This is a genomic window from Pedobacter sp. ISL-64 (assembly GCF_018613605.1).
In the GTDB taxonomy this organism is placed as follows: Bacteria; Bacteroidota; Bacteroidia; order Sphingobacteriales; family Sphingobacteriaceae; genus Pedobacter.
This window is the reverse complement of record NZ_JAGGPU010000025.1, coordinates 1-22,535: the sequence shown is the minus strand read 5'-3', so window position 1 is coordinate 22,535 and position 22,535 is coordinate 1. Positions and strand designations below refer to the sequence as shown.

Genomic DNA, 22,535 nt, shown 5'->3' with positions numbered 1-22,535 from the left:
TGTCCTCCGACCTCGGACTATCTATCAGACAGATTGCTTCACTCCATCACACTATCCCTCCCCTTCAGTTCGCAATGACGTATCGTTTGGTTTACAAGTCCAGACTTCGAACCTCCAGCCCCTAACTCCAACTAATCGCAATGACCTACCAAAACCCTTCTTTTAACAATTACCAAAACAATTGCCTTTTAAAAGGGATTATATAAGTACACCAATAACATTTGATATGAAAACGAAAATAATAATCTTGGTAGCTGCCTTTGGTTTAGCGTTGTCAGCGTGTAGTGGTAAAAAAGCCGATCAGGAAAATGCCGACAGTATGTACAAATACACCGATACGAACAAATTGATCGATAGTACAAGCACCGATTCAATAGCAGATTCGACCACCAATGCTCCAGCCGACGTTAAACGTTAAGGAATAATGACAAACAAAAGCGCTCGTGTCCAAAAATATGGGCGTTTTTAACGATATACCCAAACCAATTGTACAATGTTAGGTTTCGCCCCCCAACCTCCTGAACTTGGATTAATAGGCCAACAGATTGCTTAATACGTTTTCTTCATTTCGGGGTACAGCCCATTGTTAAATAGCCCTGATGGAAGTGCAACGGACAGCAGGACCGGAGCCAACCTAAGGATCACAGCCCTTGCGCTCCAAAAACCTTTCAACTCCAAAATGATCCTCTTCTTGTTCTCATTTTAGAAATCCGAACTTCGCACTAGTCCACAAAACAGATTGCTTCACGCCACCTCCTCCCTAGCCTTCGGTTCGCAATGACGTTCCGGCCTCCAAACTCCAAACGCTCAACTCCAAACTAATTAACTTCCCAGTTCTCCAACATATCGATAAGTATTCAGTTGCACTCCTGTGGGCGTAGTTTTTGTGCTTACAAATTCCAGTTCACGCGCATTGGCCGTTTCAGAAAAGAAACGTTTGCCTTTACCCAATAACACAGGGTACACCATCAGTACAACCTCGTCTACCAGTCCCTGCTCTAACAACACAGCAACCACTGTCGAGCTTCCATACACAATCAGATCAGGGCCTTCTATTAATTTAAGTTCGCGAATACGCGTTACGATGTCAGTACCTAAATCTTCAACAGGTCCCCATTCAAGGCTGTCTGGCCTGTGAGTGGCCACATATTTTTTGCCATCATTTAAACTATTTGCCATCGGATTATCGCCTGCCTTTGGCCAGTACTGGGTCCAGCTATCGTAGGTTTTGCGGCCCAACAACAGATCGATGTTAGTACCCTGCGCCTCCAATACGGCTGCTAAACCTTCCGCACTCCGGTAAGGTGTTGTCCATCCGCCATGCGTGAAATCCTCGCTGTTTTCGTGCTGCATCACGCCATCAAGCGAGATGTGTTCCATTATTTTGATCTTTCTCATATTATTTTCTATTGATTTGATGATGATAAAGTTACAACGGAAGAGCCACGCGTATGAGGGGCAATCGTGACAATAACAAGGCGTTTTTATGACCATTTGCATTGGACGTAAGATGGTTATTGGAGTGTCTATATTATATATCTTCCATTTTACCGCTTACACGATCATCATTTGGGTGTTCTAACTTATATGGCCTTATATTTCTTATATGGTTAATGGCTTAACTGAAAAGCCCCACTGAAAATGGTAAAGGATTTGGAAACGAATGGTTCTATGCTTTTCGGGCAACGCAACCCCGCCATTCGCTAATCCGATGCCAATTTAGTGCCGATTTATCGGTAAAGGATCGGAACCGCTGCTGTCGGGTTTAGTGAGGAGGACCCGTAACTTTTGGCAAGGTTGAATAGCGATTGTTATATTCATATGGCCTTACCGTTTCGATTGATGAACACTGGTATGGATAAAGTCGACCGTAAACTGTCAATTTAAAACTGTAAACTAAAACCCCTAACTTGTGTCAACTAAATTACCAAGCATGCTCATAGATTTGATACCAGTAATTGAAATCGGATATAACAATCAGGAGCTAGCTGCACCAGACAAATTTCCTTATTGGGAGCATCCTGAAATTTGGAACGCTTATCACCAAGAATGCTTTCGAAAAGCGGGCTTTAAAGACAAACTGACGCCTTATTTAAAAGGTTTTCCATTCTATAAACTCTCAGAAATTACTGATAACAACTTAACCAAACTCATCATTGACCACACGCAAGAAATGAGAGATGGAAAATATGAACGACAACAGGCTGCAACATTTTTTGGCGGTTATGTTTTGAATATTGATGGGCAAGACAAATATTTTCCTCAATGTTGCGGAGGCCTAAGTGATATCATGTATTGGGACAGACTTTCAACGTTACAAAATACTTATTATGAAGGACACCCTGCCCCACAGATCAAATTTGATTGCGACAATATCGTATTTGATTTTTCGGTTGACGAATTTGATGAACCCTTTCAACCTACACCACAAGAAAGTACGTTATCAATTGACCGACATGAGCTCAGAAAAGCAGTTGAAGAAGTTAAAATAGTCCTTAAATCTTTTGAAAAACGTCTTAATGAAATAAACGATGTCGAAAAATTAAACATTCAAAACATTGGCGGACTTTTAATTTGGAACAATTAAAACTACGGAATAAGATATAAATAGATAAATACCACACAGATATCCGCAGTTAGAAACCAATCTCTGCTACCATAACCAAGCATTTTGCACTATTCTCCATATTGCATAACTTACCACCAATTTAAATCAACCAACAATGGATCTGCTCCCAACCTATACGTGCCTTACTTGTGGCGAATTACATAACGATTGGCCTGCATTGACGTTCAGTTCTCCTTTACATTATGATGAACTAAATGATCACGATAAAGAAAATACTGCAACCTTAGATTCTGATTTCTGTGTGATAGAAGATGGTGAAACCACTGACAGATTTATTCGCTGCACTTTATTACAAACGGTTAATGATTATTGTGAAGATTTGCAATATGGCCTATGGGTATCGTTAAGCGAAAAGAGTTTTCATGATTACAAGGATAATTATAACAATGAAAACCATGAAGTGAGTTATTTTGGTTGGCTTTGCAACAACATACCAGGTTACGGAAGTACCCTAAGCATACCAACAACAGTTTATACCCAAAAAGGAAATAGCAGACCGGAAATTGTTCCACACAATGACTTCGATCATGCTTTCGTTAAAGATTATTACAATGGGATTAGTAAGGAGGAAGCCGAGAAACGGATTATGGAAATGATCGATCTGACCAGCGATTAAGTAATTTTCAGTAACTTATTTTATGCCAGAATTAATAATAATCGAAGATTATTCGCCACAATGGGCCATTACATTCCAAGAACTAAGCGCAGTTTATCAAGCGCATCTGAACGATCTTATCATCGAGATTCAACATGTAGGTAGCACATCTGTTAAAGGGCTAGCAGCAAAACCGGTTATCGACATTGATATCATTATAGACAATAAGGAAAATCTAAATGCCATCATAAAAAAGCTGAAGGAATTGGGGTACCACCACCGAGGCAATCTAGGGATTTCAGATCGCGAAGCTTTTAAATGCCAAACAGAACATACGCCAATTGATGGCACAACGAAAATTTGGCCTAAGCATCATTTATATGTTTGCCCTTTGAATAGTGTAAGCTTAAAAAACCACTTAACATTGCGCAATTTTCTGCGCAATAATCCCGAAAAAGCAAAAGCATATGGCGAATTGAAAAAGAAACTAGCGCTGGAAAATCCATACGACATCAATTTATATGTTGAACGTAAAACGCCTTTTATTGTAGAGGTATTAAAGAACGGTGATTTTAATGAAAATGAAATAGAAAGAATCACTCAAGAGAATGCCCAAAAATGAGATAATTAAGCCGAAATAACTTTGGCTAATTCAAATCAATTTGAGAGATAAAGAGTTTGATATATTTACATTACCCAGCACATGAACCAAGGTCATAATGAAACGACAGACTATACCAACCAATTATTTAAAAACCATCTGTTGGTTTAACAATGCAATTATAGACTGGGCTTCTGCTGGAAAACAGTATACACCTGATGGGAAAACAGATCAATTGGGCGAAAATAGTTTTAATTTTGGTGACAGCGCCATTATATCGGCCGACGGACAATATGCGTTTATTTATCAAAAACTTGGCACAAAGGGACTTTTACTTAAAAATGGAGCACTTTTAAGAGAAATAAACCGCTCTTATTATTGCGCAGATGTTTATGAATACCCTGCAGCATTCGTAACCTTAAACAGTAAAACATTTTTAATCCATTGTCCGTCCGAATATTGCAGGCTTGATTTTGAAGAGGTCGAAACCGGACAAATCATTACCAATAGTGAGGGACGAAACCCCGCTGACTTTTTTCATTCCCGGCTCGAAATAAGCCCTAATGGGAAATACCTAATGAGTAAAGGCTGGTTCTGGCATCCCTGGGATGCCATCAAAGTATTCGACATTGAAGAATGTATACAAAATCCCAAACTGCTGGATGAATCTGAGTTTTATCCAAACGTTGGGGTAGAAATCGCTACTGCAAGTTTTATTGATGATCACAAAGTGCTATTGGGTTCGTCTGATGAGGAAGCAATTAATGATGAACTATTAAAAAATCTTCCACCAAAACACATTGCCATTTGGGACATCAACTTAAATCAAATTTCTAAACCAGTTAAAATGAATATTGAATTTGGAAATCTTTTTGCCATTAATGATCAGTATGCCTGGGATATATATGGTTTCCCGAAAATTATAAGCCTCAAAACAGGTGAGGTAGTTGACGAAGACAGGAGTTTATCAAGTGGTTTACAGAATTCATCAATCATTCGCAATATTGAAGAACTTCCGAAAGTAGCTTTTAACCAAAAGACGAAACAATTGGCAATAACGAACGGAGATAGTATTGAAATTATTGGGCAATAAAAGACAAAAACATGGATATCCGATTACTGGTATTGCGAACAAGTAACCCAAAACTTCTGGCTGAGTTTTACAGTTTACTTGGATTTAAGTTTGAATATCACAAACATGGTAACTCTCCATATCATTATTCAGCTACAATTGGGTCAACTGTTCTTGAAATTTATCCCTTAGCTAAAAACCAAGATGAACCAGACAAAAACCTAAGGTTAGGCTTTGGTATAGAAAATTTTGATCAGGTGATGATAACATTAAAAATACTACAAGTAGATTTTGCACAAGAACCAACCCAAACAGAATTTGGTTTTATGGCCATTATTATTGATTCCGATGGGCGAAAAATTGAATTGTATAAAAACAACTAATTGGTTTTGTTTACAAAAAAGGTTTAACTTAATATACAATGTATTTTTAACTTGTCTGAAACAAAGCTCACAAACATAAAATTCAATCTAAATGATCTCTCCTACACAGATATTAAATTGGTTAGCCATTGGCTTCGAACAACCCAATGGTAGTTTGACCGAGCATTTTTACTACGATAAACAAAATGCCGAATTTTTCTCAATTCTATTTACAGACTATTTTATACTCGATGAAGACCTGAATTTAGCCAGTAATGTAACTACCAATTACTCAAAACAACAAGAAAATTATATAGTTAGCAGAATAAAAAGAATTGAAGAAGATGACCCTACCATAATTTCAATTCCAAGGGTTACACTAGAAGACAGGAAAGATTTTATGCAACAATTTGCCGATACCTTATCTGACCAAAAATTAGTTGGGATACTAAATCAAAGGATTAAAAATCATCACTACAATAATAAGTTCGACTTTTATTTTGGTAACGAGGCAGACGAATTGACAAAAGTGAAATGGGAAGAAACAAAAAATATGTTTTTACTGCAACAGGCCGAAACATTTTTAAATCTTAATAACATAAATCTCGACAAAACATCCTTGTGGCTTGCAGATGCCGATGGTTCTGTTTCAATAGACTTGACAAATGAAAACAACGCTAAAAATTTTAAAAAGATAAAATTGAAAAAATCATGGTGGAAGCTCTGGTAGTCGTGTAGCGCTAAGTACATCCTGAATTTATAAACATGAAAACAACTATCGATAGCCTATCCAGTCAAGAATTGGAACTGTACAACTATACAGGTTCTTTAAAAGGAACCATAGATCAAATGGAAGAGCAACTTCAAGGACACGGTATCTACGATCAGTATAGAAACATTCACAACAGTTATTTCGATTTATTTTTCAATACAGATAACCAAGAAACAAAGCTCGAAATCCTGAAACGCCTTGTGTTTTTGAATTGGTATGGTATAATTGAGCCGAGTTATTTCACTGGCATTCAAGAACTGGACAATTCAATCATTTTAGAATCGTTTACAATTTTAAATGAGTACCTCCTAAGCAATAAAATTGATGAAGAATTTAAATGGATGTTATCCTATTATTCGAGTTGGGATTTTTCCATACTCCCCTTTTCAGAAAACAACCTTAGTGCACTAACAAAATTTGTCGAAGAAGTTGATACTACCGTTTTAGCTTGTCCAAAAAAACAGTTACCCAAAGGAACAATGGATAACAGAGGACAAATGGGTATTTATTGGAAAGTTTGTTTGGTTGAAAAAGATGAATAAACATGAGATTATAGTGAAGGTAAATTAAAATCAAGAGACAACAAAACATAACCAATGGCTGAAATTGACACAATGTTAAACCCTATGTTTTTGTTAAACCTAGTTGCGATTGAAACAATTAAACATTATTCTACAATCGATACATCCATTAAAGATGAAGGCCTGGAGAGTAAGGTTGAATTAAAAGTAATGTTATTAAAACCAACCGAAAAAGAAAATGAAGTAAACGAGCATTTTTACGAATTAATTTTAACACATGTAACTAACTATCAGATCGATTTCATCAACGAAGATAACAGGACATTCGAATTTGACACGGATGAGGTACAATTAGAAAGAGACGACAAATCAGATGTATATATTTTAAGCTTCATTAACTCATCAATAAGTATATACATAAAGTTTAGCGAACTAGAAATGAAACTATTGAATTGTAACGAACCAAAATAGCATGATGAGCAACTTGCAAATAAAAGATTTTATAGAACTCAACAATATACACCACACGTTCGTTAAATCATTATTGGATCAAAATACTTGTGAAGATTTAGATATAGCTGATAAAAACGTATCGATTGATGTTGAAAATCTAGAGTTCGAGTTACTCGATTCAAATCATATAGCTTTCAAAAGTCAAATTAGTAGCAACACCAATAAAATAGGTTACTACAAATTGGTCTACTTTAGAAGGAGCGTTAATAGATGATTTTTTTTGTGATTTTCTGATATATTAACACAACACTATGACTCTCGTTCTGCACCTGTCTCTTTATTTACTCTGCTACTGCCACGGAAATACAGAACACAGAAACATTAAGATTCCCGCCTGCGCGGGAATGACGATCGCCTTTAGATTCTACGCTAAATCACCTTAAATCTGCGGGAACAAATTATGCGTAAGGTTTTCCCGCAGATGATGTTGATTTTCTTTATAGATTATCAGTCTGAGCATAGTCAAATACCAACAACTTTGCGTCCTCTGCGCCTTCTCTTTGCGGTCTTTGCGGTTAAAACACGATTACTCCGTTAATTTCTGCTTAATTCCTTCCGTAAGTTTTTTCACTTTCATGTAGCCTGCCAATGAGTTGTTCCGTTTATCAAAGTCGATCACTAACCAGCCCTTTTTGGCTTTAAGGTTAAACTTATCGCTGCCATTTAAATTCACAAACAGATCGATATTCTGATCCAATGGAAGTTCATTATTCAAGGCGCTATCCAGGTATTTTTCCAGTTTACCCGTTTTATCTTCGGCATACTTTGCTTCAAATTTAAAATCGGTATTGGTATCTGTAACATTGACAGATAAATAACCTCCACTATTGTGGCATCCATAGCCTAAAATGCTTAATAAAATCGCGATACTGTATATTATATTTTTCATGTTTTTGTTGGTTAATTGTTAACTGTTTTTTTCATCCCCCCTACTCACTTTAAAGGGGACTGGATTTTTCGCCCAGACTTCTGACTCCCGACCTCCAAACTCCAAACTCCAAACTCCAAACTCCAAACTTAGACTCAAGACTCCGGCCTAACCTCCCGCTCTGCCTTTCATATCATCCGTAGCCGTATTCCTAGACCGGGCCGATTTCACATTCTGATTTCCGAAACTATAGCTGATGCTGAAATTTGCCCTTCTGCTTGTATAGCGGTTCACTACATTCATGTTGATGTTCTGGTAAACCAGTTTTCCTTCCCAATGGTTGGTGAGTAAAATATCATCCATATTTAAACGTAATTTAAGTTTTTTATCCATTAAAGTTTTCTGGATTCCGGCATTTAAAGCGCCCTGATAAATGGTGGTTTGCTCTACGCCCGAAACCCGTGGAGAGTTTAGCCATGCACTAATTTCGATACTAAAGTTTTGAGGCAAGGTAAAGGAATTGGAAGTAAAAATATTTACCGCAGCTTTACCAGCATTGTAAGCAGCCCCTTCTATATTTCCATCATTAAATTTGTTGTAATAAACGCTTACGTTATTTTGGATATTCCACCATTTGGCAATCCTGACCGGGAAATTTAAATCAGCAGCGTAATTCTGGAAACGGCCTAAATTCTGGCGGATTACACTAATTACACGGGTAGCATCATCTTGTTTACTAATTTGCGTAATCATGTCACGGGTATTCGAATAGCTCAGCGAAAAAGAAGCTTGTTTATAACTGTAACTGATCTGGTAATTATCAGTAAACTGAGGTTTCAGATAAGGATTTCCCTGATCAACCGCCAGAGGGTCCATGTAAAACACAAATGGATTAAGCTGTTGGTAATTCGGACGGTCTACCCTTCTGCCATAAGAGTAACGGATGTTATGGTTTTCACTGATCTTCTGATTAACAAAAACCGTTGGGAAAACAGATAGATAGTTCCGGTCTACCTCTTTCTGGTCGGTAACCGATGTGCCGTTCGAATGCGTGTGCTCAGCCCTTAAACCTAGCTGAATCTGCCATACCTTCCATTCTTTAGAGAAACTACCGTAAATAGCATTAATATTTTCTTTGTACACAAAATTGTTCGATTTACCCAGATCATTTTGCCATACACCCGATACCAACTGCTCAGAAATAAAATCGTTATTGGTTACTACATAACTACTTTTTAATCCAGCCTCAACCTTCATTGTTTTAGAAAGTGGCAAAGTGAAATCCGTTCTGGCGGCATATACGTTAATTTCGGCATCGGTATTATTCCTTAAACTGGTTTGATTGGTTGGGTTGCCGTTTGCATTTAAATAATTGGCTAAAAAGTTTTCATCCTTTTTATTGCTGAAACCCGAATAATCTACATCGAATGTAAGGCTCTTACCATTTTTATCGAAATCGTGTTTAATGTTAAAGTTGGCTGTTAAATTCCCCGCAGGAGAACTCGAGTTGGCATCCTGCAAAATATAGCTCAGGTTAGAAGCACCATTTTGTACGGCATTAATATTGGTATTGCTAAAGTTGGTCAATTTGGTATTTACCGTATTGGCATCTAACATTACCCCGAAAACCGTTTTTTCAGAAGCATAATAATCTGCGCCTAATTTTCCCTGAAAACCAACACCTTTATTTTTGCGGTCGAAATTTTGCGTAAGTGAACTGGCCAAACCCTCAGATAAAGTGGTACGGGTTAAAAAGGTATTGTTAAACTGGGCTTTGCGTGCTACGGCACCATTTCCAAAAATGTTCCATTTACCTTGCCTATGGTTTAAGTTTAGGTTTACGCCAGCGCGGAATAAATCGCTTGGTGAATCGGGCATAATGCCCTGCCCGGTATTAACAGAAACCGTACCATTGGTACCATAAGCTTTGTTGCGTTTTAGTCTGATGTTGATGATCCCGGCATTTCCGGCAGCGTCGTACCTGGCAGATGGATTGGTAATGAGTTCGATGGTAGAAATCTGATCGCTGCTCATATTGCTCAACAATGTGGTAACATCAGCACCAGATAGGAAATTCGATTTCCCGTCAATCATCACCATCACACCGCTTTTGTTATTCAGTTTAATCTGGTCTTTTTGGCGGTCGATCTGCACGCCAGGGGCTTTTTCTAACACTTCTAAAGCCGTGCCTCCAGTTGCAATAATGCTATTTTCTACGTTCAGCACCGTTTTATCGATCTGATGTTCAATAAAAGGTTTTTTGCCCTGAACGCTCACTTCTTTTAATTGTTTGCTTAAACTTTCGATACTGATGGCCGGCAACTTTAAATCACCATTGACTGAAAAGTGATCCGTCTTTTTACGCTTAAAACCAACGATCGAGATCGACAACATATATTCACCACTTTTCAACTGATCAATTGCAAATTCTCCTTCAATATTGGTCGATACACTTTTAACCACCGTGGTATCGGGATAGTTTAAAATCCGAACAATGGCAAACGACACTGGAACAGTCTTTTCATCGACGATTTTTCCCGTCAAAGCATTTAATTTTTGGGCAAAAGAAGCCCTACACGCTATTAAGCATGCAACTAGCGTAAGTAATATTTTCATGATTTCTTCTTTTTTAGGCGTTCTATTTTTAATACTGAGACAAATCTGTTATTGCGAAACACAGTCGACCCGGAACTTCTGCCTCCAAGCTTAGCCCCCAGGCCCTTGACCGATGGCTTTAGGCCACGGACTAAAAAACTAACCCCCGGCTCTTCCCTTAATATCGTCTGCCGCCGTTTTTCGGTCCTGGTTTGATTTTAGATTTTGGTTGCCAAAACTATAACTGATATTGAAAGATACCCTTCTACTGATGTAATTATTCTGCACCCTTAAATTCACATTTTGATAATCAAGCGTTCCTTTCCAATAGTTGGTCTGAAAAATATCATCAACATTTAACTTAAGTTTTAAAGCTTTGTTCAGGAAACTTTTCTGCACACCTATATTTAAAGCATACTGATAAATAGTGGTCCGTTCTAAACCCCTAACTTTTGGTGAGTTTAACCAGAAATTGGTTTCAAATGCCCAGTTATCGCCCAAAATAATCGAATTTACAGTATTAAAATTGTAGAAGACCTTACTTAAAACAAAGGGGGCGCCCTCTAAATTATCGTCATTAAATTTATTATAAGAAACCCTAAAATTGTTTTGCAAATTCCACCATTTGGCAATGGTTACCGGAACAGATAACCCGGCCGAGTAGTATTCCCCGCTGCCAATATTCCCTTGGCCTACAGTAACTATTCTGGTGCTATCGTTTTGCGCGGTTTTACTATCTAAAATTAAATCTTTTGTTTTAGCATAACTCAATGAAAAAAATAATCCGCTTTTATAATTATAACTCACCTCAAAATTATTGGTAAACTGGGGTTTTAAGTATGGGTTTCCTTGTGCTATGGTATAAGGATCCATATAAAAATTAAATGGATTTAACTGCTGGTAATTTGGTCGATCAATCCGTCGCCCATAGGTGTAACGTAGATTACTACTTTCAGAAATTTTCTGATTAACAAAAACTGTTGGAAATAATGATAAATAATGTTGCTTTACCGATGTATTATTGGTTACCGATGTTCCGGTAGATTGAGTATACTCTGCCCGTAAACCAGCCTGAACTTGCCACTTACCCAGATCTTTTGATAAGTTTGCATAAGCTGCATTTACGTTTTCTTTGTAAATAAAATTATTGCTTTGCCCTGCAACATTTTGCCATTCATTATTTATCAATGCCAACGATAAAAAATCGTTATTGGTTTTCACATAAGCACTTTTTAAACCGGTTTCCAATTTTGTAGTTTTTGATAGCGGCCAGGTAAAATCTGTTTTTGCAGCGTAAATATCAATGGCTGTTTTACTATCATTTTTAATGATCGTATTGTTGTAAACAGTCCCTTTTTCATCGTAAAAGTTAGTGTTAAAATTTTCCAGACCCGAGTAGTCAAAGCCAGAATAATCGGCATCAACATTTAAACTTGCGCTCTCTTTTTTAAAATCATGTCTGATATTAAAATTTGCACTATAATTTTTGTTTGGGGTATTCGCATCAGAATATTGGATTAACGAATTATTGCCGGCAACTCCATCCTTAATTTCGTTTATAAACGTTTGAGAGAAATTATCCAGTTTACGTGTATTCGTACTGCCATCAAGCATAATACCGATAGTTGTTTTTTCACCTGCGTAATAATCTGCACCTAGTTTTGCGGCCAACCGCGATCCTGTATATATTTTTTGAAAATTCTGGTTAAACATACTCTGTAAACCATTGGCATTGGTGCTCCGCTCTAAAAATAAATTCGAAAAATTATTATTTTTTGAAGCATTTGCATTGGTGAAAAAATTCCATTTTTCTATACGGTGATTTAAATTGAAGTTAAGTTCCGATCCGTAAATATTGGTGGGTAAGTTAGCCCTTATTGCATTGCGATAGGTTGACGAGACACTTCCGTTGGTACCAAATGCCTTATTCTTTTTTAGTTTAATGTTGATGATACCCGCATTGCCGGCAGCATCATATTTAGCCGACGGATTGGTAATAATTTCGATGGTAGCAATCTGGCTGCTACTTAAGCCATTTAGATAAACCGTTAAATCGGCACTCGATAAAAAGTTGTTCTTCCCATCAATCATCACCATTACACCCGATTTATTGTTCAATAAAATCTGGTCATTTTGCCTGTCTAACTGTACACCAGGTGCCTTCTCTAAAATTTCGAGCGCCGTACCACCTGTTGCAATAATGCTGTTCTCTACATTCAGTACCATTTTATCGATCTGATGTTCAATAAAAGGTTTTTTGCCCTGAACGCTCACTTCTTTTAATTGTTTGGTTAAACTTTCAATGCTAATGACTGGTAATTTTAAATCTTCATTGATTGAAAAACGATCGGTCTTTTTACTTTTAAAACCAACAATTGAAATCGACAACACATATTCGCCATTTTTCAATTGATCGATCGCAAACGCTCCTTCGATATTGGTCGATACGCTTTTAACCACAGTGGTATCAGGATAATTCAGCACCCTAACAATCGCAAACGATACCGGAACAGTCTTTTCATCAACAATTTTCCCCGTCAGTTTATTTAATTTTTGGGCAAAAGAAGCCCCACATGCCATAACGCATGCACCTAGCGTAAATAATGTTTTCATGGTTTTTTTCTTATAGATATTATCGTCATCTCGACTGAAGTGAAACGGAATGGAGAGATCTGCTCGAATAGATTTCCCGGCTGCGCTGCACTCTGCTCGAAATGACGGAACTATTATTCAGGCGCTATACCCAATTCTTCCTTAACTTCCTTAATCCGGTTTGATACAGAGTCCTGATAAAGGGTATCAGTAGGTCTATCTAAGTGCAAATGGTCTAAATCACGGAGCTCTTGCTCTAACTTTTCCTTTTTTAACGCTTCTTCTTTTAATTTTGCAACGCATTTCAAACCATCTTCGGTCATAATCCAAACACTGTAATCATTGTGGTCATTTTCGCTGTTGCTGCATTCCCAGGTCCAATAATTATTAATGTACCGGTAGGTATCTTGCTTTAAAATTAATTTCGTGCCCACCGGGACTTCAAGACTTAACCTTACTTCCTGGTTTCGCCAAATGGTTCCCTTTCTCAATTGAAATCTCGGACTAAAAATCAACTCCGAATCTTTCATTTCATAACTGTAGCTAATGTTCTGCGCATTTTGCAACGCGATTTGAAAGGTTTTACCCTGCGATTCATACTTTTGGGTTAAACGCGTAACACCCGTTTCGCTTTTGTTAATGTCGATGCGGATACGACTCGGCGAAACAAATGGTCCATCTTCGAAATCGTCAACTACAATCTGGTGGCGGTTATTCGCATCAATGTGGTAAGCCGCGCTATCTTCTTTACTGAAATATTTACTTTTATCGATATTGATGGTGTACACCGGATAAGCTTTCAGGTCGGTTGTTTGTGTTAACTCCGCGTGTTGCTTAAATTCTGATGATATTTTAGCTGCTTGATAACCTGTTATAGCTACACCGGCCAACCAGATAATTAACAAGGCAAAAGAAAGTGTTTTGTTAATGGCCTGTTTGTTAAAAGCTACCCTGATCGAGAATAACACCAGGGCTAAAATTGGCACAAAGCAAACAATAAATACACCAAATAAAATTGCCCCCCTATTTCCTTCATTAATAATAGAGAAGGGAAAATATTCGTAAATACTCGCATCCCAAAACCCCTGAAAAGCAGCCGTACCAATAATTAAAGCAATTAAAAAGAGTACGCCAAACACAACGATAAAACCCGCAATTACTTTAAAAATAACCTTTCCGGTGCCCGAAATAAAGCGGCCAAGCCATTCGAAAAACTCTCCAATAAAATTTCCTAAACGGGCAAATATTGGCTGAGCATGTTTATTTACTTCGCCTAAACGTTCCTTAACGGCCTGTAGTTCTTCATCTAAGTTCTTTTGGAAACCCTGAAGATTTGCAGGTTCGCCTTTCATTTCCATCCTTTCGATACGCGATTTGGCTTTTGGCATGATGATCCAGAGTATGGCATACACCAACAATCCAAATCCACCAGCAAAGCTGATCAGTAATGTAGCCAACCTAATCCATTTAGGATCTGCGTTTACATAATGTGCAATACCTGCACAAACACCCGCTACCACTCGGTCGTCCATATCGCGGTACAGTTTTTTCTCTGTGTATTGGTATTGATAGTTGTTATTGATCACTGGCTCTTCTTCACCTTCCTCTACCGTGTCAAAATCCTGCACCTTGCCCATTTGCGCAATCACCGAATTTACGTTGGCCGAATCTACCACTTGTTTTTTCTGCTCTTCCAATTGCTCGGTTAACAGTTCGGCAATTCGGTTTTCGATATCCGTTACAATTTCAAGGTCATCTACATGGTTGGCAAAATATTGTTTTACTTCGTTCAGGTAGGCCTTTAAGAGTTCGTAAGCACTTTCTTCAATATGAATAATCGTGTTCCCTATGTTTATGATGATGGTCTTTTCCATTTCCTTTTTAATATTTATGAATTGGCTCCTTTTTGTGAAATACCTACAGCATAAGCCAGCTCCTGCCAGGTTTGATCTAGTTGTGATAAAATACCCCGACCGTCTTCGGTTAAGGTATAATATTTACGCGGTGGGCCCGAGGTAGATTCTACCCAGTTGTAGCTTAACAAACCATTGTTTTTAAGCCTGGTTAATAATGGATATAATGTGCCCTCAACCACCAATAGCTTTGCCGTCCTTAATTCGGCAATAATATCCGAAGCATATATTTCGCCCCGGGAGATGATTGATAAAACACAGTACTCCAGAATTCCCTTCCGCATTTGTGTTTGCGTATTTTCTGCTATCATATAACAAAGATATATGTTTTATACACTACCATGCAATACATAGTACTAAAATAAATCAAAGTAAAGCTATAATCAATTGATTATCAATTAAATAATTTTAATTAAAATTTTGACTTTTGGAAATATTTCTGTAAAAACTGAATATTTTTACTGTTTTTGGGAAAAGAAAGGTTCTGTAATCCTTTGGTTTTTGCAGTCCTGCTATCACCTATAGTCCCGATTTAGATATGCTTTTAAATATAAAATATTCGATAAAATCGGGAGCTATTGGATTCTATCAGGTTTAAGGTGGCCAGGGTTGGTGCTATTGTTTATGGTTTGAGAAAGATACCTCAACCGCCCTGTGTAAATCCCCCCACCTGCAAAGGCTACCATTCGGACACATCTATTTGGTCTTGGTTTTTAGGCATTTCGCTAGCTCCCGTTAATAAACCACTGGCCTTACCGAAGAACGCCGTCAATCCCAAGGGCCAGAAGAATCAAAAAAACAGTTGCAGAATAGCCCAAATGGCACTTCCAAACCTGAAACGAAGTGGTTTTGTGTTCATGAATAATATTCAACTTATCCACGAATTTTGAACACAAACCCCGAAGGACTCAATTAGACAAAAGAAAACACATACAACACCTGATTAAACAAAGTGCCGCTGTTTTTTTGATGTGTGGGGGATTGCGCAAAAGGCTCCTTGCCGGATTGACAAAGCGCTTTGGGTACTTTGGCGCTCCAAAGTATCATGCCACCGCGGCATAGAGCGGAAAAAAAAGATATGTATCTCCAAAAGCAGGAAAGATGCTGATCCCGAACATTCGGGACAGCATGACGATCGCCTTAAGGATGTGCCAAAAAAAATATGCGCTACCAAAGATGTGTCCACACGATAGGATTTTCATCGGGAGAGGACTACAAGCGATGGCGGGACTGCAGCTCCCATGAAAAACAGGACGCAGATTTTCTAAAAGAAGAAATTTGTAGTGACCGTTTTAGATTTCAAAGATCCGCTTGCACACACGCCCGTCCAGGCTTCGAGGAATTAAATATATAAATACTATAGATTTAATATATTTTAATAATTTTGCAACGTCTTAACTTATTTTCATGAAAAAATCTATTGCCAGCATTGTTGCTGAGGCAAACGAAAGCGGCGAAGGAACGCTCAAAAGAACCTTAGGGCCGATAAATCTTATTTTAATTGGCGTAGGCTTAACGCTTGGTGCAGGTTTATTCTCCATTACAGGTTTGGCCGCAGCCAATCACTCTGGTCCGGCAGTTACCCTATCTTTCGTTATCGCGGCATTGGGCTGTGGTTTTGCAGCTTTGTGTTATGCTGAGTTTGCATCCATGATTCCAGTTGCAGGCAGTGCCTATACTTATTCTTACGCTACCATGGGCGAACTTTTCGCCTGGATTATAGGCTGGGATCTGGTCTTGGAATATTCTGTGGGCTGTGCTACAGTAGCCATCAGCTGGTCGCAGTATTTAACCAGGTTTTTAGCCAGCTTGCATATTTATCTCCCTCCGCAATTAACCTTATCCCCTTTCGAAACCGCTAAACTTGCCGATGGCGCTACCGTTAATGGCATTGTAAATATCCCTGCAGCATTGGTGGTGGTATTAATGACGGCCATATTAATCCGTGGCACCAAAGGCTCGGCCATTGTAAATGGAATTATTGTGTTTCTTAAAGTTGGTGTGGTATTGGTTTTTATTGCGCTGGGCTGGCAATATATCGATCCTGCAAATTACCACCCTTACATTCCCGAAAATACCGGAACATTTGGCCAGTTTGGCTGGAGCGGCGTATTACGTGGAGCAGGTTTAGTGTTTTTTGTGTTTATTGGTTTCGATGCTGTTGCCGCATCAGCCCAGGAAACGAAGAATCCAGCGAGAGATTTACCAATCGGTATCATTGGATCATTAGTGGTTTGTACGGTTCTATTTGGTTTGTTCGGGCATGTGATGACTGGTCTGGCCAATTATAAAGAATTTGCCAACAGTGGCGCTCCAGTAGCCATTGCCATCGAAAAAACACCTTACGCCTGGTTAAGTCAGGCTATTATTTTAGCTATTCTTATCGGTTATACTTCTGTAATTTTAATCGATTTAATGGCACAGTCGCGAATGTTCTACTCCATTAGTAAGGATGGCTTACTGCCAAAGATGTTTTCTGATGTACATACTAAATTTAAAACGCCGTACAAATCGAACATTATACTTTGTGTATTTATTGGACTTTTTGCTGCATTTGTCCCCATGAATGTGGTAGGCGAAATGACAAGCATTGGTACCTTGTTGGCCTTTTTAATGGTTTGCGTTGGCATCTTGATCTTAAGAAAAACAAACCCCGAAGCTAAACGTCCATTTAAAGTTCCTTTTGTGCCCTTAATCCCTATTTTGGGCATTTTAACCTGTATTGCCATGATGGTATTTTTACCTTGGGAAACCTGGGTTAGGTTAGCGGTCTGGTTAATTATTGGTTTAGCCATTTACTTCTGGTACGGTAAGAAGAATAGCAAATTAAAAGCACAGAAAGATAAAACAGAACGATAGGTAATAAACTCATTACTATACACATAGCATGATTAAGCTGTTTCATTTTCTAGACGGCTTAATCAGCGGTTACCCAACTAATTGCACGCATAAACGTATAAATATCAGCGGAATAACAAAAAAGTATAAGTTATTAACAATTCAACATTTTTCTTAGTTTTTGGCTTGGGATTTGTCTTAAGAAAATTAACCCTATTAAACTCATTCCTATGCTTATTAAATTAGACACATCAGTTTTCAGGCTTTCCAGGCACAAAGCAGAAAGCGAAAAAAAAAGTATTACACCACTTACAAGAGCGCAATGGATTACTGCTGATAGAATCGTAATAGCAGCGATGTTTATTGCAACAATTGTTGGCGCAATCTTATTTTAAATTTCCGATGGTTGATCAAAAATCTTCAGAAATCATTTCCTTATTCATTACCACTGCGGCCATTGTTCCTGCAGCTGTAACGATAGATAGCGACCTGAACAAGGTTGCACAATCTCCTGCGGCATAAACGCCTTTGGCAGTGCTTTGCTGCTGCTCATCTACTTTTATTGTTTTTAAATCTGTTAATTCAAAACCGAGCTGTTCGTTGAAGCTGCAATGTTGTTCAACATCCGATTTTAGGTAAATCGCCTTTAAGGCTATTTTTTCACCATTTTTAAAAACAACATCTTCGAGATAACCATTATCGTGCCCTATTTCAACAACTTCATCTTCTATAATACTGATTGATTTGGATTTCAGTTTTTCAGTCTGCTCGGCACTTAGCTGCGATTTACCGTTGGTTAAAACCGTTAAATCTTTATTCCAATGGTTCAGGGTTTTGGCCATCTCAAATGCATGCTCGCCATTCATTAACAGGCCTATTTTTTCATTCTTCACCTCGTAACCATGGCAATAAGGACAATGTATAGCAGAAATTGCCCAGCATTCAGCCAAACCTTTAATATCAGGCAGCACATCTTTTAAACCTGTGGCCAACAATATTTTTCGTGCAGTAAAATTTTCGCCGTTTTCTATGCCAACATTAAAACCTCCATCTATTTGTATGGCCGAAATGGCTTTCCCTTCTAAAAATCTAACTGTTGGATATTCCAGTACTTCTGCTTTAGCAGCTTTAGAAATAGCTGCAGGCTTATCGCCATCATGCGTTAAAAAATTATGCGAGTGTGGCGTTTGCCTGTTGCACGGTTTACCGGCATCAATTACCAAAACATTTCTGGTCGCCCTACCCAAAGTTAATGCGGCAGATAAGCCAGCGTAGCTTCCACCAATTATGATTACATCAAAATCCATATCTAAATCTTTTAATGCAAAGATCCGAAACAAACTATCAAACGCAACATAATTGCATTAAATGAATGTCATTTTTATTTTCTGAAGATTGTTGCCTTAATAAAACCTCCATAATACAATCGTTCTTCAACAATCAGATAATTGGCTGTGAAAAAGTAAGGATTCATATCGATAAGCTGATGCGCTTCTACTATACCCAATAATTTAAAAAATCCGTACATCGACCTGATTAACAACCATTTCCACCAGTTTCCGTTGGTTTTATTTAACGAAAAGTCGACCTGGAACCACAATCCATCTTTCTTTAAATACTCATTTAATTGTCCAAACACCTTTGCAGCGCGTTGTTCGGCAAAGTTATCGAACAGAAAAGGCGTTAAAATTACATCAAATAATACATCAGTTTTAAAATCCTCAATACCGATGTTTACAAATTCAACGTGATTATTTTTATAGCTTCGTTTTTGAGAAAGCGCAATCATTTTAGCGGATATTTCAACATAAACGATCTTTAATCCCGTATAAGTCTTCGAGAGTTCTTCCAGGATCCACCCAGTTCCTCCGCCAACAATTAATATATGGCTATTCTCCTGAATATATGGAAGTTGATCGACCTGCGCAGTAACCTGCGTTTTAAAAAACACCAAACGGCTTAAAGTATCGTAATGACCAGCTATTTTATCGTAGTTATTGAGCATAGTATCAAGTAACGAGAATCAGGTATCAAGATTGAACTTTTCATATATATAGCTTAGTCTTTCAGCTTAATGAACAAACTGCATTCCGATTATTCCGCATATCGCCTTAAACAAAATAAGTCCATCAATTACCATCAGATAATAAAGGATATTTTTTCTTCGGTGCATGGAATAAGCCACATAAATGGTCAGGATAAAAGGCAAAACATTAAATAAAACCTGTGGCAATCCAAAACCTTTGTAACGCGCAAATATGCCTAAAGAAACTAAACCTATAATCAGCAATGGAATCAGGATACTGAAAATTGTTCTGCGCAGCCCGTAGCGTACTACGAATGTTCTTAAATGTCTATTAGCATCGGTTGGATAATCTTTAATATCAAAAATGATTGCATTTACGGTGCAGAACATCCAGTTTTTAATAAATAGCCAGGTCCACAATACAGAATCGTGGTAGCCAACCCCAGTTTCAATTTTAAGCATAATCAGCGGCAGCACATTGGCACAGCAAGCCCATACAAAACCGATTACAAAAGCCTTTAACCAGCCTGTATTGCGCAGATTAAATTTGAGGAAAGATCTGGGCAGTAAACCATAATATAAGCCACCTGCAGCAATGATGATTAATATTGCTACCCAATAACTGATCGGCAGTCCCATAATATGCTGAAAGTTTCGGTAAAGCAGGTTTATGGCCAACAGCATACAAATAATAAAAAGCACAGCCTGACTCCAGTTAATAAACTGTTTATGTTTGAAGTACCACTGGTTGCGCGGATTGGTTGCAGATGGTTTGGTAGAAACCTTATTGTAAGCGTAGGTATAATAGATGGTTGGCGCCAGAAACAACAACAGGTAGTAATTTAATGAATTAAGTGGCAACCTTAATTGGAAAGTAGCCTCAAGCGTTAGGGTAACAGCCAGAATACCCACGAAGTAGTTTCCAAAAAAAATGAACCTGATAATTTTACCGAACATTTGCCACTGTTTATCGACAGGCAATTTCGGATATATAATTGAATAAGGTAAATAAATAAAACATAAATTACATTCTATCTAAACTCATTTCTGTGGAGAAAAAACATATTTTAGAAGAAGTGATTTTCTACTATATTGAGCCAGTAAGAAAAATTAACAAAAACGACATAGATTGTAACAACACTTACACTCAGCCAAATAGAAAAATAATATGAAAGAACAAAAAGACGACTTAAATTCGACTGCAGATACCACTCCAAAAGTGACAGGAATTGGTGGCATTTTCTTTTTTTCAGATAATCCGCAGGAAACGAAAGATTGGTATGCTAAAAACTTAGGATTTGAAATGAGTGCCTGGGGCACCTCGAGTTTTGAATCCAGAAACCTCAACAATCCTGATGAGATCGAATCACTTCAATGGAGTCCGTTCAAAAAAGGGGATGAATATTTTTCGCCGTCCAAAAAAGATTTCATGATTAACTACCGTGTACAGAATATTGAAGGTCTTGTAAACAAACTCAAAGAAAACGGTGTAACCATACTCGATGAGGTTGCAACTTACGATTATGGGAAATTTATCCATATTATGGATGGAGAGGGCAATAAGATTGAGTTGTGGGAGCCTAAATAGCATTTTTTTGTCATTCTGAACGAAGTGAAGAATCCCTAACATAGAGCACTGATCTTGTTTGATCCTGAGTATCTTAAAAAGATTCTTCGCTTCGCTCAGAATAACAATCATCTTTCCCTATATTTTACGCTGCCACCATTGACAGACTTCAATAAATCATCGTCATCTCGACTGAAGCGCAGTCCCGAACTTTCGGGAGAGAGATCTATCTTGCCAAATTTAGCTTCGCTGAGCCTTCGGGTTCTCGACTATGTTGCACTCCGCTCGAAATGACGAATATAATTTTCGCAAACAAAAAAGGTTGTATTATAAGTTGTATTTCCGATAGATTTGTCATGTTGAGCTTGTCGAAACGCCTTTAAGACATTTAAAAGAGGTCCTTCGACAAGCTCAGAATGACAATATTACACTTATACAGCCTCTTAGGAATTAAGTGGGAAATGATCCCGATTGAAATTGGGACGATCCTCACGGTATAAAGGAGGTGACATAAACCAGATGAACTAATTTTCCTAAATAGCAAAAAAAAGCCTCTCAATAAATTGAAAGGCTTTTTTATTGTGGGAAATGATCCCGATCCGAATCGGGACGACCCCCTAGGTATAAAGGAGGTGCTATAAACCAGTTGATGCAATCAATTTTTCTATCATAACCCTGCTTTTCCATTTTTTAATCTGGTTTTCCTTAATTCTTGCATCTCTTAAATTATCAAAAATCCCGAACAAGACAATCAACCAATCACCAGTATGCCCGGTAAAACCTGAATGGTTTGTATTGTGCTTCTTTAACCGTTCCGTTAGGTTAACAGTAGAACCGATATAATATTTATCGCGCGTTTTGGAATATAGAATATAGGTGTAAAACATCTTTAACAACTGTTTAATTATTGTGGGATGTCTATTGCTTTTAGAAATCTTAATAGGAAAGTGATTTCTATATGAATTAAAAAAAGGTCTTCAATATTATCGAAGACCTTTAGTTGTGGGAAATGAGGGGTTCGAACCCCCGACCCCCTCGGTGTAAACGAGGTGCTCTGAACCAGCTGAGCTA

The 22,535-nt window shown here is 37.9% G+C and carries 22 protein-coding genes; 12 read left to right on the top strand and 10 right to left on the bottom strand.

The genetic code is table 11. The features are described from left to right. Positions 1-226 precede the first annotated feature (226 nt). Positions 227-418 (top strand): hypothetical protein, encoded by a 192-nt coding sequence (locus J7E57_RS24630; protein WP_215130468.1) that lies wholly within the window; start codon positions 227-229, stop codon positions 416-418. Between the two features lie 404 nt (positions 419-822). Here J7E57_RS24630 and J7E57_RS24625 read toward each other — a convergent pair whose 3' ends face one another. Then, complete coding sequence (locus J7E57_RS24625) at positions 823-1,398, bottom strand: dihydrofolate reductase family protein (protein ID WP_215130469.1); 576 nt, start codon at positions 1,396-1,398, stop codon at positions 823-825. 514 nt (positions 1,399-1,912) lie between these two features. Here J7E57_RS24625 and J7E57_RS24620 point away from each other — a divergent pair. The 8 genes from J7E57_RS24620 to J7E57_RS24585 all read left to right on the top strand — a co-directional run bounded on the left by J7E57_RS24620 (position 1,913) and on the right by J7E57_RS24585 (position 7,023). Continuing rightward, entirely contained in the window at positions 1,913-2,587 is a 675-nt protein-coding gene (locus tag J7E57_RS24620; protein ID WP_215130470.1) for a hypothetical protein, read from the top strand. Between the two features lie 136 nt (positions 2,588-2,723). Continuing rightward, positions 2,724-3,245, top strand: coding sequence for a DUF2199 domain-containing protein (locus J7E57_RS24615; RefSeq protein ID WP_215130471.1), 522 nt, complete (start codon positions 2,724-2,726; stop codon positions 3,243-3,245). Positions 3,246-3,267: 22 nt separating this feature from the next. Continuing rightward, the gene (locus tag J7E57_RS24610) at positions 3,268-3,846 is read left to right on the top strand and encodes a GrpB family protein (protein ID WP_215130472.1); all 579 of its coding nucleotides are present in this window, start codon (positions 3,268-3,270) and stop codon (positions 3,844-3,846) included. Between the two features lie 97 nt (positions 3,847-3,943). Then, positions 3,944-4,918 (top strand): hypothetical protein, encoded by a 975-nt coding sequence (locus tag J7E57_RS24605; RefSeq protein WP_215130473.1) that lies wholly within the window; start codon positions 3,944-3,946, stop codon positions 4,916-4,918. Positions 4,919-4,929: 11 nt separating this feature from the next. Beyond that, positions 4,930-5,280, top strand: coding sequence for a VOC family protein (locus J7E57_RS24600; protein WP_215130475.1), 351 nt, complete (start codon positions 4,930-4,932; stop codon positions 5,278-5,280). 91 nt (positions 5,281-5,371) lie between these two features. After that, positions 5,372-5,989, top strand: a complete 618-nt coding sequence (locus J7E57_RS24595) for a hypothetical protein (RefSeq protein ID WP_215130477.1) — start codon at positions 5,372-5,374, stop codon at positions 5,987-5,989. Between the two features lie 35 nt (positions 5,990-6,024). Continuing rightward, complete coding sequence (locus J7E57_RS24590) at positions 6,025-6,573, top strand: hypothetical protein (protein ID WP_215130479.1); 549 nt, start codon at positions 6,025-6,027, stop codon at positions 6,571-6,573. A gap of 54 nt (positions 6,574-6,627) precedes the next feature. Further along, on the top strand, positions 6,628-7,023 hold the full coding sequence (locus J7E57_RS24585) for a hypothetical protein (RefSeq protein WP_215130480.1): 396 nt from the start codon (positions 6,628-6,630) through the stop codon (positions 7,021-7,023). Positions 7,024-7,591: 568 nt separating this feature from the next. Here the strand turns inward: J7E57_RS24585 and J7E57_RS24580 are convergent. The 5 genes from J7E57_RS24580 to J7E57_RS24560 form a co-directional block, all read right to left on the bottom strand. Continuing rightward, positions 7,592-7,954 carry a hypothetical protein gene (locus J7E57_RS24580; RefSeq protein WP_215130482.1) on the bottom strand — a complete coding sequence of 121 codons (363 nt, stop codon included), beginning with the start codon at positions 7,952-7,954 and terminating at the stop codon, positions 7,592-7,594. 147 nt (positions 7,955-8,101) lie between these two features. Then, positions 8,102-10,549, bottom strand: coding sequence for an outer membrane beta-barrel family protein (locus tag J7E57_RS24575; RefSeq protein ID WP_215130484.1), 2,448 nt, complete (start codon positions 10,547-10,549; stop codon positions 8,102-8,104). Between the two features lie 138 nt (positions 10,550-10,687). After that, positions 10,688-13,141, bottom strand: coding sequence for an outer membrane beta-barrel family protein (locus J7E57_RS24570; protein WP_215130486.1), 2,454 nt, complete (start codon positions 13,139-13,141; stop codon positions 10,688-10,690). Positions 13,142-13,254: 113 nt separating this feature from the next. Then, positions 13,255-14,994, bottom strand: a complete 1,740-nt coding sequence (locus tag J7E57_RS24565; protein WP_215130488.1) for a PspC domain-containing protein — start codon at positions 14,992-14,994, stop codon at positions 13,255-13,257. Positions 14,995-15,008: 14 nt separating this feature from the next. After that, entirely contained in the window at positions 15,009-15,344 is a 336-nt protein-coding gene (locus J7E57_RS24560) for a PadR family transcriptional regulator (protein WP_029275299.1), read from the bottom strand. A gap of 1,096 nt (positions 15,345-16,440) precedes the next feature. Here J7E57_RS24560 and J7E57_RS24555 point away from each other — a divergent pair. Continuing rightward, complete coding sequence (locus J7E57_RS24555) at positions 16,441-17,892, top strand: amino acid permease (protein ID WP_215130490.1); 1,452 nt, start codon at positions 16,441-16,443, stop codon at positions 17,890-17,892. 209 nt (positions 17,893-18,101) lie between these two features. Further along, the gene (locus J7E57_RS24550) at positions 18,102-18,266 is read left to right on the top strand and encodes a hypothetical protein (RefSeq protein WP_215130492.1); all 165 of its coding nucleotides are present in this window, start codon (positions 18,102-18,104) and stop codon (positions 18,264-18,266) included. Between the two features lie 15 nt (positions 18,267-18,281). Here the strand turns inward: J7E57_RS24550 and J7E57_RS24545 are convergent, their stop codons facing one another. From J7E57_RS24545 to J7E57_RS24535, 3 genes are all read right to left on the bottom strand, one after another. Next, positions 18,282-19,178: an NAD(P)/FAD-dependent oxidoreductase gene (locus J7E57_RS24545; protein ID WP_215130494.1), complete on the bottom strand. Its 897-nt coding sequence runs from the start codon at positions 19,176-19,178 to the stop codon at positions 18,282-18,284. A gap of 74 nt (positions 19,179-19,252) precedes the next feature. After that, positions 19,253-19,876, bottom strand: coding sequence for a class I SAM-dependent methyltransferase (locus tag J7E57_RS24540; protein ID WP_215130496.1), 624 nt, complete (start codon positions 19,874-19,876; stop codon positions 19,253-19,255). A 66-nt stretch (positions 19,877-19,942) separates the two neighbouring features. Beyond that, positions 19,943-20,854 carry a hypothetical protein gene (locus tag J7E57_RS24535; protein ID WP_215130498.1) on the bottom strand — a complete coding sequence of 304 codons (912 nt, stop codon included), beginning with the start codon at positions 20,852-20,854 and terminating at the stop codon, positions 19,943-19,945. A 211-nt stretch (positions 20,855-21,065) separates the two neighbouring features. Between J7E57_RS24535 and J7E57_RS24530 the strand changes: the two genes are divergently transcribed. Continuing rightward, on the top strand, positions 21,066-21,485 hold the full coding sequence (locus J7E57_RS24530; protein WP_215130500.1) for a VOC family protein: 420 nt from the start codon (positions 21,066-21,068) through the stop codon (positions 21,483-21,485). 614 nt (positions 21,486-22,099) lie between these two features. Here the strand turns inward: J7E57_RS24530 and J7E57_RS24525 are convergent. Then, entirely contained in the window at positions 22,100-22,351 is a 252-nt protein-coding gene (locus J7E57_RS24525) for a GIY-YIG nuclease family protein (protein ID WP_215130502.1), read from the bottom strand. Positions 22,352-22,535: the final 184 nt, after the last annotated feature.

Excerpts from the sequence above, each read along its gene's own strand:
- J7E57_RS24580 (WP_215130482.1), bottom strand. The coding sequence starts at position 7,954 with ATGAAAAATATAATATACAGTATCGCGATTTTATTAAGCATTTTAGGC.
- J7E57_RS24585 (WP_215130480.1), top strand. The coding sequence starts at position 6,628 with ATGGCTGAAATTGACACAATGTTAAACCCTATGTTTTTGTTAAACCTA.
- J7E57_RS24565 (WP_215130488.1), bottom strand. The coding sequence starts at position 14,994 with ATGGAAAAGACCATCATCATAAACATAGGGAACACGATTATTCATATT.
- J7E57_RS24625 (WP_215130469.1), bottom strand. The coding sequence starts at position 1,398 with ATGAGAAAGATCAAAATAATGGAACACATCTCGCTTGATGGCGTGATG.
- J7E57_RS24560 (WP_029275299.1), bottom strand. The coding sequence starts at position 15,344 with ATGATAGCAGAAAATACGCAAACACAAATGCGGAAGGGAATTCTGGAG.
- J7E57_RS24590 (WP_215130479.1), top strand. The coding sequence starts at position 6,025 with ATGAAAACAACTATCGATAGCCTATCCAGTCAAGAATTGGAACTGTAC.
- J7E57_RS24595 (WP_215130477.1), top strand. The coding sequence starts at position 5,372 with ATGATCTCTCCTACACAGATATTAAATTGGTTAGCCATTGGCTTCGAA.
- J7E57_RS24600 (WP_215130475.1), top strand. The coding sequence starts at position 4,930 with ATGGATATCCGATTACTGGTATTGCGAACAAGTAACCCAAAACTTCTG.
- J7E57_RS24540 (WP_215130496.1), bottom strand. The coding sequence starts at position 19,876 with ATGCTCAATAACTACGATAAAATAGCTGGTCATTACGATACTTTAAGC.
- J7E57_RS24525 (WP_215130502.1), bottom strand. The coding sequence starts at position 22,351 with ATGTTTTACACCTATATTCTATATTCCAAAACGCGCGATAAATATTAT.
- J7E57_RS24610 (WP_215130472.1), top strand. The coding sequence starts at position 3,268 with ATGCCAGAATTAATAATAATCGAAGATTATTCGCCACAATGGGCCATT.
- J7E57_RS24570 (WP_215130486.1), bottom strand. The coding sequence starts at position 13,141 with ATGAAAACATTATTTACGCTAGGTGCATGCGTTATGGCATGTGGGGCT.
- J7E57_RS24530 (WP_215130500.1), top strand. The coding sequence starts at position 21,066 with ATGAAAGAACAAAAAGACGACTTAAATTCGACTGCAGATACCACTCCA.
- J7E57_RS24545 (WP_215130494.1), bottom strand. The coding sequence starts at position 19,178 with ATGGATTTTGATGTAATCATAATTGGTGGAAGCTACGCTGGCTTATCT.
- J7E57_RS24555 (WP_215130490.1), top strand. The coding sequence starts at position 16,441 with ATGAAAAAATCTATTGCCAGCATTGTTGCTGAGGCAAACGAAAGCGGC.
- J7E57_RS24630 (WP_215130468.1), top strand. The coding sequence starts at position 227 with ATGAAAACGAAAATAATAATCTTGGTAGCTGCCTTTGGTTTAGCGTTG.
- J7E57_RS24615 (WP_215130471.1), top strand. The coding sequence starts at position 2,724 with ATGGATCTGCTCCCAACCTATACGTGCCTTACTTGTGGCGAATTACAT.
- J7E57_RS24575 (WP_215130484.1), bottom strand. The coding sequence starts at position 10,549 with ATGAAAATATTACTTACGCTAGTTGCATGCTTAATAGCGTGTAGGGCT.
- J7E57_RS24605 (WP_215130473.1), top strand. The coding sequence starts at position 3,944 with ATGAAACGACAGACTATACCAACCAATTATTTAAAAACCATCTGTTGG.
- J7E57_RS24535 (WP_215130498.1), bottom strand. The coding sequence starts at position 20,854 with ATGTTCGGTAAAATTATCAGGTTCATTTTTTTTGGAAACTACTTCGTG.
- J7E57_RS24550 (WP_215130492.1), top strand. The coding sequence starts at position 18,102 with ATGCTTATTAAATTAGACACATCAGTTTTCAGGCTTTCCAGGCACAAA.